Source organism: Microcystis sp. M165S2 (genome assembly GCF_020245885.1).
GTDB lineage: Bacteria > Cyanobacteriota > Cyanobacteriia > Cyanobacteriales > Microcystaceae > Microcystis.
On sequence record NZ_JADBTZ010000450.1, the window covers coordinates 1 to 12566 of the forward strand.

At 45.3% G+C, this 12566-nt stretch carries 10 protein-coding genes; 4 read left to right on the plus strand and 6 right to left on the minus strand.

Annotated features, from left to right (window positions below; genetic code table 11):
* Nucleotides 1–132: 132 nt before the first annotated feature.
* Both IM479_RS22020 and queG read right to left on the minus strand, forming a co-directional pair.
* Nucleotides 133–771 carry an HAD-IA family hydrolase gene (locus IM479_RS22020; protein WP_287687845.1) on the minus strand — a complete coding sequence of 213 codons (639 nt, stop codon included), beginning with the start codon at nt 769–771 and terminating at the stop codon, nt 133–135.
* Entirely contained in the window at nt 761–1708 is a 948-nt protein-coding gene (gene queG / locus IM479_RS22025; protein WP_286824009.1) for a tRNA epoxyqueuosine(34) reductase QueG, read from the minus strand. Before queG ends, IM479_RS22020 begins: the two co-directional genes overlap by 11 nt.
* Before the next feature lie 135 nt (nt 1709–1843).
* On the opposite strand from queG, the gene IM479_RS22030 reads away from it, so the two are divergent.
* The 3 genes from IM479_RS22030 (at nt 1844) to tatA (ending at nt 4794) form a co-directional block, all read left to right on the plus strand.
* Nucleotides 1844–2497 carry a DUF3782 domain-containing protein gene (locus IM479_RS22030; RefSeq protein WP_287687846.1) on the plus strand — a complete coding sequence of 218 codons (654 nt, stop codon included), beginning with the start codon at nt 1844–1846 and terminating at the stop codon, nt 2495–2497.
* A 576-nt stretch (nt 2498–3073) separates the two neighbouring features.
* Entirely contained in the window at nt 3074–4504 is a 1431-nt protein-coding gene (gene lpdA, locus IM479_RS22035) for a dihydrolipoyl dehydrogenase (protein WP_286826290.1), read from the plus strand.
* 113 nt (nt 4505–4617) lie between these two features.
* Entirely contained in the window at nt 4618–4794 is a 177-nt protein-coding gene (gene tatA, locus IM479_RS22040; protein ID WP_287687848.1) for a twin-arginine translocase TatA/TatE family subunit, read from the plus strand.
* A gap of 318 nt (nt 4795–5112) precedes the next feature.
* On the opposite strand, the gene IM479_RS22045 is transcribed toward tatA, so the two are convergent.
* Nucleotides 5113–6516, minus strand: coding sequence for a TldD/PmbA family protein (locus IM479_RS22045; protein WP_286826292.1), 1404 nt, complete (start codon nt 6514–6516; stop codon nt 5113–5115).
* A gap of 197 nt (nt 6517–6713) precedes the next feature.
* Nucleotides 6714–9959 (minus strand): carbamoyl-phosphate synthase large subunit, encoded by a 3246-nt coding sequence (gene carB, locus IM479_RS22050; RefSeq protein ID WP_287687850.1) that lies wholly within the window; start codon nt 9957–9959, stop codon nt 6714–6716.
* A 288-nt stretch (nt 9960–10247) separates the two neighbouring features.
* Here carB and IM479_RS22055 point away from each other — a divergent pair, with 288 nt between their 5' ends.
* On the plus strand, nt 10248–11288 hold the full coding sequence (locus IM479_RS22055; RefSeq protein WP_287687851.1) for an adenosine deaminase: 1041 nt from the start codon (nt 10248–10250) through the stop codon (nt 11286–11288).
* A gap of 90 nt (nt 11289–11378) precedes the next feature.
* Here IM479_RS22055 and IM479_RS22060 read toward each other — a convergent pair whose 3' ends face one another.
* Both IM479_RS22060 and IM479_RS22065 read right to left on the minus strand, forming a co-directional pair.
* Nucleotides 11379–11786, minus strand: coding sequence for an MAPEG family protein (locus tag IM479_RS22060; RefSeq protein WP_286826295.1), 408 nt, complete (start codon nt 11784–11786; stop codon nt 11379–11381).
* An 8-nt stretch (nt 11787–11794) separates the two neighbouring features.
* Nucleotides 11795–12301 carry a hypothetical protein gene (locus tag IM479_RS22065; RefSeq protein ID WP_002741066.1) on the minus strand — a complete coding sequence of 169 codons (507 nt, stop codon included), beginning with the start codon at nt 12299–12301 and terminating at the stop codon, nt 11795–11797.
* Nucleotides 12302–12566: the final 265 nt, after the last annotated feature.

The following is a 12566-nucleotide window of genomic DNA, read 5'->3' on the forward strand; positions in this document are numbered from 1 at the left end:
ACCCCCAACCCCCAACCCCCAACCCCCAACCCCCACCGAAAAACTTTTTCAGCAGACCTTAATTAAACTGAGTGTTGGATATTCTAGTACAAATGTCCGAACTGCCTTTCCCTGCCCCCAGGAAAAACTTTTTCAGCCAGCCCTATCTAAAATATCCAATAATTCTAGGGGATGATCAATGAGATGATCGGGGTTAAATTGAGTGAGAATTTGAGGGGAATTAAAGCCCCAAGCGACGGCCACCACTTGCACTCGACTTTTTTGGGCAGCAGTAATATCTCTAGTTTCATCGCCGACATAAATCATTTCATCGGGACAGAATTTATTTTGTCGGATCAGGCGATCGATAATTTTGTGTTTGCCGAATAAAGGCGTTCCCGAATAGATAAAATCAAATAAACTTAAGAGTTGATTATTTGCTAAAAAGATGGTGACGTTTTCTTTGGTATTAGAAGTTATTATTCCTAATCTATAGCCTCTTTCTTTAAGAGTGGCGAGGCAGTGATGCCAGCCATGGAAAGGTTTCAGACATTCAATTTGTTTATTTAATTCCCGTTTAACTCGATAGAGTAAAAAAGGGATTTTAACGGGGGAAACTTGGGATTGTTTAATAATTTCTTGGGAACTAAGGTTTTTTAGTCTGGCCAAATCTTCCTTGTTGATGGGTTGATAACCGAAATTTTTAGCCAAACGATTGACAATCTCCACGAAAGTATCGTGGGTATCGGCGATAGTACCATCAAAATCGAACACTACTACTTTAATTGTCATCTTGTACGGGGTGAGGGGAATGAGCTAAATTAGCTTGGGCATTACGTCGCCACTGCTGGGGTTTGATTCGACGCAGGGCTGACGAGATGAAACGACGATCCCACTCCTCTATAGTTAGATTAGCTAATTCATCCAACCTTGGCGAGAGGTTTTCGGGACGAGGTTGAAAATCCTCCACGTCGGTAACTTGGGCAAAACGTTGATTCCAAGGACAGACATCTTGACAGATATCGCAGCCAGCTACCCAACCTTGTAAATTCTTGGCAATTTCTGTAGGCAAAGTTACAGCACGATTTTCGATGGTATGGTATGCAATACAGCGATTAGCATCCACCACATAGGGACTAACTATTGCTTGGGTCGGACAAGCGCTTAAACAACGGCTACAGGTGCCACAATGGTCACTATGGGGTTGATCCGGTTCTAAAGGTAAATTAGTTAATATTTCTGCTAAAAACACCCAACTGCCGTAATTGCGGGTAATTAAATTACCATTCTTGGCAATCCAGCCGATCCCTGCTCTTTGCGCCCAAACTTTATCCTGTACCGGTCCTGTATCCACATAGTAACGGGTTTGAATTTGCTCCCCCTGACTTTCTAACCATTGACTGAGGGCTTTTAATTTTTTACTTAATACTTTGTGATAATCCCGTCCCCAAGCATAACGGGAAATTTTGCCATGGTTTTGCTCTTGACTGTGTTGCTGGGGGGTGTAGTAGTTAAGGGCGAGACCAATTAGCGATCGCACTTCTGGCCAAAGAGTTTTGATATCCTGTCGTTTCGGGTTAGTCATCCAATCCATATCAGCGTGATAACCCCGCTCTAACCAGCTTTTTAGATGGGATACCGCCGAGTCTTGGCTGTCCACAGAGGCAATACCGACCCCATGGAAGCCCAACTCTAGCGCTTTTTCTTTGATTTGTGTTTCTGTCACCATAGAAATATCTTAAGTCAAGTATTTGTAACAATTATTGGCAATTCTAAATTTTTTGTTACATAATCGGCTGGTAAAGAGATAAGACTGACTGGTACTTGGGTAGTACAATTAGAGTAAGAATTAAAACAAATAACCATGGCTCAACCGATTACCATCGAAGATATCTATAAACTTTTTGAGAAAACTAACGAAAAGTTTGAACAATCACGCCAAGAATATGATCGTCGGGCTGCTGAAGCCGATCGCCGGGCCGCTGAATACGATCGCCGGGCTGCTGAAGCCAAGGCTGAAGCCGATCGCCAGGCGGCTGAAGCCGATCGCCGTTTAGCCAAACTAGAGAAAACAGTGGCTAATACCAGTCGTGCTGTGGATAGTTTAACCACTCGCTGGGGAAGATTTGTCGAGGAATTAGTCGAACCTGCTGTTATTGGTTTATTTCGCCGCAAGGGTATCGATGTTAAAGAAACCTACAGTCGTGCCAGGGTAAAACGGCAAGGAATAGCCATGGAGATTGATATTTTAGCCGTCGATGAAACCGAGGTAGTTTTAGTAGAATGTAAGTCTCGTTTATCGAAAGATGATGTCAATGAGTTTTTAGAAAAATTAAGTCGATTTAAAGAAGCATTTCCCCATTATAAAAACTATCAAGCTTATGGTGCAGTGGCAGGAATAGAAATAGACGAAGGAGTAGATCGTTATGCCTATAAACAAGGTTTATTTGTGATTAAACCATCGGGAGAAACGGTAGAAATCATTAATGATTCTGGTTTCGAGCCTAAATTATGGTAGGAGAAAGATGCTCTCGTCACCGGGCAAAGTATTGGCAGCAGGTCTAATTTTTCAAACCTAGCACTAGACTAACTTATGGATATAATGCACGATTAGTATTCATATTTTGATTCAGTAACCTCTTGCATAATTAATTTTTGAGGATTCAAAAACGGTAAAAATAAGGATTAAATGGCATAAAATCTGTGAATAGACCATGTAATTGATTGTTATTCATTCTTAATTCTCCTGACGACCGACGACCGGCTCCTAACCCCAACAACAATTTTTGATTTTTACAAGAGGTCTAGTAACGGGGAGCATCTGACCTTTGTAACTCCTAAATTAAGTTTTATGTCAAGCTATTTTGAAAGCCTTACCAGAAGCAAGTTTTAGAGACAAGCGTAATTACTCACTTGCATAAATGAGATGCTCCCTAGTAATAGTAACGTCTTGTCCTAAAATTGCCAATAGCCAGTTTCAATGCACAAGAGCCTGATGGCTAAAAACTGGCTCCAGTTTTTGCCCGGGATAGCACAGCTTGATCGCAGTGGAGCGTAAAATGAGATAATGCTAACTTTGAGAGTCAGAGAGACTATGAGTGAATTCGACTACGATTTAATTATTATCGGTGCTGGAGTTGGTGGCCACGGGGCAGCCCTACACGCAGTCAAATGTGGGCTAAAAACAGCTATTATCGAAGCCAAAGATATGGGAGGAACCTGTGTCAATCGCGGTTGTATTCCTTCTAAAGCTTTACTGGCAGCCTCGGGACGAGTGCGCGAATTGGCCGATAGTGACCATCTGAAAAGTTTAGGTATTGCCATCGGTGGCGTTAATTTTGACCGTCCGACAATTGCTAATCATGCTAACAACCTTGTCAGTAAAATTAGAGGCGATCTCACTAATAGTCTTAAACGTCTCAAGGTTGATACTATCCACGGTTGGGGAAAAATCGCCGGTCCGCAAAAAGTTAGCGTCATCGGGGATAGTGGCGAAAAAATCTACACCGCTAAGGATATTATGCTCTGTCCAGGGTCGGTTCCCTTTGTCCCACCGGGGATCGAGATCGATCATAAAACGGTTTTTACCAGCGATGAGGCCGTTAGATTGGAAACTTTACCCAAGTGGATTGCAATTATCGGTAGTGGTTATATCGGTCTGGAATTTTCGGATATATACACCGCTTTGGGTTGTGAAGTGACGATGATCGAAGCTTTAGATAGTCTCATGCCAGGATTTGACCCAGAAATCTCGAAAATCGCTGAAAGAGTTCTGATTAAACCTAGAGACATCGAGACCTATGTGGGAGTTTTGGCAAAAAGTATTAAACCGGGGAATCCTGTGGCCATTGAACTGGTGGACGCAAAAAGCAAAGAAGCGATCGAAATTTTAGAAGTAGATGCTTGTTTAGTCGCTACAGGAAGAATCCCAGCGACAAAGAATCTCGGATTGGAATTTGTTGGGGTAGAACTGGATAAACGCGGTTTTATTGCCGTTAATGACAAAATGCAGGTAATTCAGGACGGTGAACCGGTTCCCCATCTCTGGGCTGTGGGCGATGCTACGGGTAAAATGATGTTAGCTCACGCTGCTTCGGGTCAAGGGGTAATAGCCATTGAAAATATCTGTAATCGCCCAAAAACCATCGATTATCGCAGTATTCCCGCCGCCGCTTTTACCCACCCCGAAATTAGTTATGTGGGTTTAACGGAACCGCAAGCAGAAGTTTTGGCACAGGAAGAAGGGTACAAGGTCGCTTCTGTCAAGACCTATTTTAAGGGAAATTCTAAAGCTTTAGCGGAAGGAGAAACGGAAGGCATCGCTAAAGTCGTTTATCGTCAGGATACGGGCGAATTACTCGGTGTTCATATCATCGGTATCCACGCATCGGATTTAATTCAAGAAGCGGCCAATGCGATCGCTGAACGCCAATCCGTCCATGAACTCGCTTTCCGCATCCACACCCATCCGACTCTCTCAGAAGTCCTCGACGAAGCCTATAAACGCGCTGAAGTGGTGGTATAGATGGGGATAGGGGATAGGGGATAGGGGATAGGGGAATTCAACCCCCAACACCCAACACCCAACACCCTAAAACCCAACACCCAACACCTTTTTTACTTTTTACTTTAAAGATTATGTTTGGATTAGGTTGGCCAGAAATAGTAATTATTGCTGTAGTTGTTGTCCTGATATTTGGACCGAAAAAAATACCCGAATTTGGGGCAGCTTTCGGGAAAACTTTACGGGGATTTAAAGAAGAAATCAATAAAGATGATCAAGAAATTGAAGACAGTGATGAGAAGATGAGATAGATTTCGATTTCGGCTGTATGAAACTGCGCTAATACACTTGCCATAATTTGCCGAAAAAACCCTTACCGACAAAGCGATTCAGTTATCAGATTTGAGTTTTTACCGGACAGTCTTATCAGTTATCAGATTTGAGTTATCAGATTTGAGTTATCAGATTTGAGTTATCAGATTTGAGTTATCAGATTTGAGTTATCAGATTTGAGTTTTTAGTGGACATTCTTATCAGTAATCAGTTCACTGATTACTGATTACTGATTACTGATTACTGATTACTGATTACTGATTACTGTTTACTGATTACTGATTACTGATTACTGATTACTGAATATCTGCTTCTCCTCCCACGACCACATCGCGGATACGGAGACTGGGGCCACCGCAGCCAACCGGTAAACCACTTTGACCTCCTTTTCCGCAGCCTCCCGACTCATCCCAGTAGAAATCATCACCAATTGCCTCAATATTGGCTAGAGTTTTAAAGACATTACCGGAGAGAGTCACATCTTTAACGGGTTCAGCAATTTCTCCATCGCGAATCATCCAAGCTTCCCCGGCGCTAAAAGTGAACATTTCGCCGTTAGTCATGCCTCCCTGCCAATTTTGGGCATAAACTCCCGTTTTTATCCCCGAAAATAACTCTTTAACGGCAGTGGTTCCCCGTTCAATCCAAGTGTTGGTCATGCGGACAATGGGCGGATAATGATAATTGAGACAACGGGCGTTACCGGTCGGTTTTTCGCCTAATTTGCCCGCCGTTTCCCGCGAATGCAGTCTTCCCACCAAAACCCCGTCTTTAATTAACTGAGTCGTCGTTGCGGGGGTTCCCTCATCGTCATAAAAATAACTGCCCCGATGACCTTCCGGATAGGCCCCGTCAAAGATTTGCAGGTTATCCGGCCCGAAACGTTTGCCCATACTCATCACTTCCAAAAGGTCAGGATTTTCGTATAACATATCTGCCTCTGACAGGTGGCCAAAAGCCTCATGGACGAACAGACCGGTTAAAATGGGATCGATGACGACGGTGTAGGTATCGCCCTTGACAGGGGGCAAAACTAGGGCTTGTACGGCACGTTTAGCCGACCCTTGCACCTGTTCTTCTAAATTGACCAGATCCTCGAAAGCTTTTCGGGATCCCGTGGTTTCCCGGCCTGTTTGTACACTGTCCCCATCCCTAGCGGTGGCCGAAAAACGCATTTCTAAGTCCGACCATTTTTGTTCGATTAAAGTCCCGTCAGAAGTGGCTAAAAGAATATGTTGACTGCTATCGCTGTAACGGACGGAAGTGGTGGCAATACTGGGATGGTGTTGACGCAGTAAGTTATTATAGCGATCGCAGAGGGCTTTTTTATCAGCTAATGGCACTAAACGCGGGTCTGTTCCCGTTAAAGGTAATTCACAGGAGATAATTACAGGTTCTACCGGAGCAATCAGGGTTTCTTCTTCCCCAATTAAACGGGCAGCAGCGATCGCATCTTCTAATCGTTCCTGTAAACTGGATAATTGATTAAAGCTGGCAAATCCCCAACCTCCTTGATAACAAGCGCGTACCTGACCACCGATAGCAATACCTTCGCTGAGGGTTTCCACTCGTTCGGAACGCAGTAGAATATTCGTCCCCCGCGCTTCTTCCAGACGAATTGTCAGGAAATCGACGCGGTTTTTATAACGGTTAATCAGTTCACTAATCAGGTTTTTATAATCGTTTAGAGTATCGGTCATAGGAATTATGAATTATGAATTATGAATTATGAATTGGGAAGTGGGGTGATGGGGTAGTGGGGTAGTGGGGTGATGGGGTAGTGGGGTAGTGGGGTAGTGGGGCATTTGGCTGAAATTTCCCTAAACCCCTATATCCCTAAACCCCTATATCCCTAAATGCCCTTTCTAACTGATAACTGATCACTGATAACTGAAAATTAGGCGAGATAATCCTGTAAAGCTTTCACCTCTAAAGGTTGGGATTGCAGAGATTTTAAGGCTGCTACTGTCGCTTTTGCCCCGGCGATAGTGGTGATAATTGGTAACTTATAATCGAGGGCAGTGCGGCGAATTTGTCGGCCATCGTTTTGGGATTCTTCACCACTGGGAGTATTGACAATAAACTGAATCCAGTCATTTTTGATCCAATCGATAACGTGGGGGCGGCCTTCGTGAATCTTTAGCACTAAATCGATATTTTCGCAACCGTTTTCTAACAAAACTTCACGAGTTCCCGAAGTGGCGACGACGCGAAAACCGAGGGATTGCAGATCCTTAACCACGGGAACCATGGGGGTTTTATCGCGATCGTTCATCGAGACAAAAACCGTCCCACTGGTGGCTAAAATCACGCCGGCGGCCATTTCTGCTTTAGCGAAAGCTTTGCCAAAATCGCTGTCAATCCCCATTACTTCGCCTGTAGAACGCATTTCTGGTCCCAGGAGAGTATCAGCACCGGGGAACTTCTGGAAGGGTAAAACCGCTTCTTTCACGGCAATATGACGGGGAATTGCTTCGCTGGTGATGCCCAATTCTGCTAGGGTTTTGCCCGACATGACGAGGGAGGCAACTTTTGCTAAAGGAACTCCCGTTGCTTTGGAAACGTAGGGAACAGTACGACTAGCGCGGGGATTCGCTTCTAAGATATAAACTGTCTCCCCCTGTACCGCATACTGGATATTCATCAAACCGATTACTTTTAAAGCTTTCGCTAGTTCCACCGTCCATTGTCGAATTGTGGTTAAAACTGAGTCGGTCAGGGACGTATGGGGGATAGAACAAGCAGAATCGCCCGAATGTACGCCCGCTTGTTCGATATGTTCCATTAATCCCCCGATAACTACTGTTCCCGTGGCATCTGAGAGGGCATCCACATCCACTTCGATGGCATTTTCGAGGAATTTATCGATTAAAATCGGGTGATCCGGTTCTATCTGTACCGCATACTTCATATAGCGTTCCAATTCGCTATCGGAATAGACGATTTCCATTGCCCGACCGCCCAAAACATAGGACGGACGTACTACCACAGGATAACCGATGCGTTTAGCCACTGCTTGGGATTCTTGGAAACTGCGGGCAATACCGTTGGGGGGTTGTCGGATATCTAATTCTCGGAGGATTTTTTCAAACCGTTCCCGATCTTCGGCAGTATCGATCGAATCGGGTGAAGTTCCCCAAATTTTGGTATTTACGGGACAATTAGGCGATTCTAGATATCTTTGCAGGGGAAGGGCTAGTTTTAAGGGAGTTTGCCCACCGAATTGAATAATTAAACCCTCTGGTTGTTCCGCTTCGATAATATTTAAGACATCCTCTTTGGTCAGGGGTTCAAAGTAAAGGCGATCGCTGGTATCGTAATCGGTGGAGACAGTTTCCGGGTTAGAGTTGACCATAATCGTCTCAAAACCGGCTTGACTGAGGGAAAAAGCGGCATGACAACAACAGTAGTCAAATTCTATCCCTTGGCCGATGCGATTGGGACCCCCACCGAGGATCATGACTTTGCGTTTATCGGAGGGTAAAACTTCCGATTCTACCTGTTCGTAGGTGGAATAATAGTAGGGTGTCAGAGCCTCAAATTCTGCCGCGCAGGTATCCACCATTTTATAAACAGGAACAATACCTAAACCCTTGCGATAACTTCTCACTTCGTCCTCGCTGCTGTTGCTGGCGAAGGCGATTTGGCGATCGCTAAAGCCCTGTTGTTTAATGGCGAATAAGTCCTCTTTGCTAAGACTTTTCAGGGGAGTTCGTTTGAGAAACTTCTCGGTTTCCATCAAATCGGCCAATTTATCGAGGAACCAGGGATCAATCCCGGTTAGTTCGTGGATTTCCTCCCCATTCATGCCCAATTTAAAAGCATGATAGATACTATAAACTCGTTCGGGGTTAGGTGTCCGTAAACCAGCCCGGACTTCCGAGAGAGGGGGGAGAGTTTCGACTTTATCGCAACCAAAGCCAAAACGTCCCGTTTCTAGGGATCGAAGTGCTTTTTGAAAGGATTCTTGGAAAGTTCGACCGATAGCCATAGCTTCCCCGACGGATTTCATCTGGGTAGTTAGAATCGGTTGGGAGCCGGGGAATTTCTCGAAGGCAAAGCGGGGAATTTTGGTGACGACGTAATCGATAGTTGGTTCAAAGGAAGCGGGGGTTTTTTTGGTGATATCGTTGGGAATTTCGTCTAAAGTGTAGCCTACTGCTAGTTTAGCGGCAAATTTAGCGATCGGGAATCCCGTGGCTTTCGATGCCAGGGCCGAAGAACGCGATACCCGGGGATTCATCTCAATCACGATTACGTCGCCGTTAGTGGGATTAACGGAGAATTGGATGTTCGAGCCGCCGGTTTCTACGCCAATTTCCCGAATAATTGCCTTAGAATAGTCCCGGAGGCGTTGGTATTCTTTATCGGTCAGGGTTTGGGCGGGCGCAACCGTAATCGAGTCGCCGGTATGGACCCCCATCGGGTCAAAGTTTTCGATCGAACAGATGATCACCACGTTATCGGCTAGATCGCGCATTACCTCTAATTCGTATTCTTTCCAGCCAATTAGGGATTTTTCGACGAGAATTTGCGATGTAGGCGAACAATCTAGACCATACTGGGCCATCGGTTCAAATTCTTCTTGGTTATAGGCAATACCGCCCCCCGTTCCGCCTAAAGTGAAGGCCGGCCGGATAATGAGAGGATAGGAACCGATCTGATGGGCGATCGCTTTTGCTTCTTCTAAATTGTTGGCAATCCCCGAAGGACAGACGGGAACATCGATTTTCTCCATTGCTTTTTTGAATAGTTCTCTATCTTCGGCTTTTTCAATAGCGGGGAGTTTTGCCCCGATCAGTTCCACGTTATATTTTTCTAAAACGCCGCTTTTGGCCAAGGCTACGGCGGTATTTAGGGCAGTTTGACCGCCCATAGTCGGTAGAATCGCATCAGGGCGTTCTTTAGCGATAATTTTCTCGACAATTTCCGGCAGAATTGGTTCAATGTAGGTGCGATCGGCCATTTCTGGATCGGTCATGATCGAGGCGGGGTTAGAATTGACTAAAATTACCTCATAACCTTCTTCTCGTAGGGCTTTACAGGCTTGAGTTCCCGAATAGTCGAATTCACAGGCTTGTCCGATGACAATCGGGCCAGCGCCCAAGATTAGGATTTTCTGTAAGTCATCACGGCGTGGCATAGGCTTAGGGTTGCTTGACTATAAACCCCAATCATTGTATATGTTGTCACTCCTCTATTCCCTAAAGCTTTATTTAGGTTTAATGACCTTATTCTAGCTGTCAGCCTTGAATCAGTGATCGGTGATCAGATCTGAGCCTTGCACTAGCGACTGTTCACTATCTCCCCGCTCCCCAACACCCAACCGATCACCGAATAGGTACTGATACTATTTGGGAACGATTGTCAAACAATTGTAAAACTTCGTTATATTTAAGGAACGTTTGAGAGACTAAGGAGCATCGGAGTTGTGGCTTTATACGCAGATTTGCATCGGCATTTAGGGGGATCGGTAGTACCGAGAATTCTCTGGCGCTACTTTCACAGACATGAGCGGGATTTAGCGGCCAAATTCCCGGAATACCAAGCTTTTGAGGAATTTTACACCCGTGAACGTAATAGTTTAGATGAGTACTTAGAATTACATACCCTAGTCGAAAGTGTTCAAACCGCCCAAACTTTGCCCTATTTTATCTATCGTCTGATTCGCGGCGCTTACATCTTCGAGAATCTTGCCTATTTAGAATTGCGCTATACTCCCTACTATCGCACCGACGAACATTTGAACCAAACAGAGCGAATCGAGCAAATGCGATCGATTGTCGAGATCGTCGGTCAAGCCTCGAAAATGAGCGAATATCCGATTATTACCAGTCAAATTCTCTGTATGCACTCGCGACTTCCCTCCGAAGTCAACAAAGCGATCGTTGATCTGGCCCTAGAGATGAAAGAATACGTCTGTGCGATCGATATTGCCGGGGGTGATTCCTACTACCAAACTCGACTAGAGGAATTTGCTGGTTTATACAGTTATGCCCGGGAAGAGGGTTTAAATACCACCGGCCATCTTTACGAAACAAAGGACGGTTGTTATCCCCAATTACTGCCCTATCTGCAAAGAATCGGTCACGGTATTCAAATTCCCCTACAATATCCGGAACTGCTGCCGGAAGTTGCCCGTCGTCATCAATGTTTAGAAGTCTGTCCCACCACCTATTTAAAAACTGGCACCCTCAAAAGTTTATCCCAGTTAAAGATAGTCTTCGATCGCTGTTTTGAAGCGGGGGTTGATATTGCTATCTGTACCGATAATGCCGGTTTACACAATGTCCGGCTGCCCTTCGAGTACGAGAATTTACTCACCCTAGATGTGATCGATTTCCGACAATTACAAGCTTGTCAAGATGCGGCTTTTCGCCATGCTTTTGCCTGGCCCTATAGTCAAAAACCCGCCTCACTTTTAACCGGTTTGTTATCAGTGGATAATCCCAAATTACCAGTTTATCAGTAACAAAATTAACTTTAGTTCGGGTTAAGCAACTTCTTTACCGCTCCCGAACTATAGCGTTTCTCGTCCCTCCTGCATCTGGTTTGGGGAATTCTACTGAATCTTGAATAAACTTAACCCAAAGAGAGTATAGGTACACAGAGAACCAAGACCGAACATCAGGGAACGAGCGATCGGGATATTAGTGATATAAAAAAGGGAAAATAAAAGCCGGAGGATCACGAAAGCGATCGCACAGTTAGCGGCCAGGGATGAGGAGACTCCTGTAACGTAGGCCATGAGAGCGGCAGCACTATAGATCATAAAGGTTTCAAAACCATTTTGATGGGCCCAAGTTGCTCGTTTAGCGTAGTCTGGGAGTTGGTCGAACATTGCCCGGGGAGCGGAGGTATCGTAACCCACCTTAGCTCGAGCGTAACCGACCAGCAGAAAAGGTAGATAGACAGAGATAGCGGCAGCCACTATCGAATAGAGAAGAATGGCACTGACGGAGAGATTCATTGCGGAATTTAGTCAAAATAAAATAGGGTAACTAGCTTGCGTTGATCTTCCGCTTCCGCGCAGGTTTGCAAAAGGGTCTGACTGTCGTGGAAAGCAAAACAGATTAACTGTTGACAACGATTGATAATCTCGCGATTACAGAGGCTGCTGGCTTCCCCTAGAGATAGATGGTCATTTTCGGGACATTCCACCAGATGGATAACCTGCTGGAGTTGTTCTTGGGATTCCAGGGGCTGGCGATCGAGACTTTGGGGTAAGATCACGGTTAACAGATTAGGATCTGCCCGCATTGCCCCCTTAATGACGGCGGAATTGGTTCCCGTCGCCCCGGAGGTCATAATCCGATTGCCCGCCAGCACGAGGGCATAGGCCATCATTTCGATCAATTGCTGGTGCGTGATGGGAACGTGACGGGAACCCAATAAAGCGACGCGCTTAGAACCGGTCTGCTGAATGGCGGCTAGTTCTTGAGCTAGAGTGTCTAGGGTGTTAGTGGTATCTACAGATTGACTCAAAGACTTTTACTGCAAATTCGGACTGATTAACCGTACGTTATTGTAGCATCGAATTGTCATGATCGGAAATTTGGACAGAAAACCCCAGCTACCGATCGAGGTGTTCTTTCTGTGGTGGTCCCCTTTGACATCCTCACCGCCGTAAACGGACGGTGATTCCCAAACCTCACGATTTGGGTTTCTGCTTCTTTCCCTTGCGGGGTTCCGCACCTGCCTTAACAGAGTAAATCTGTTCTGGTCTTATGGTCGCTCTACAGACTGACAC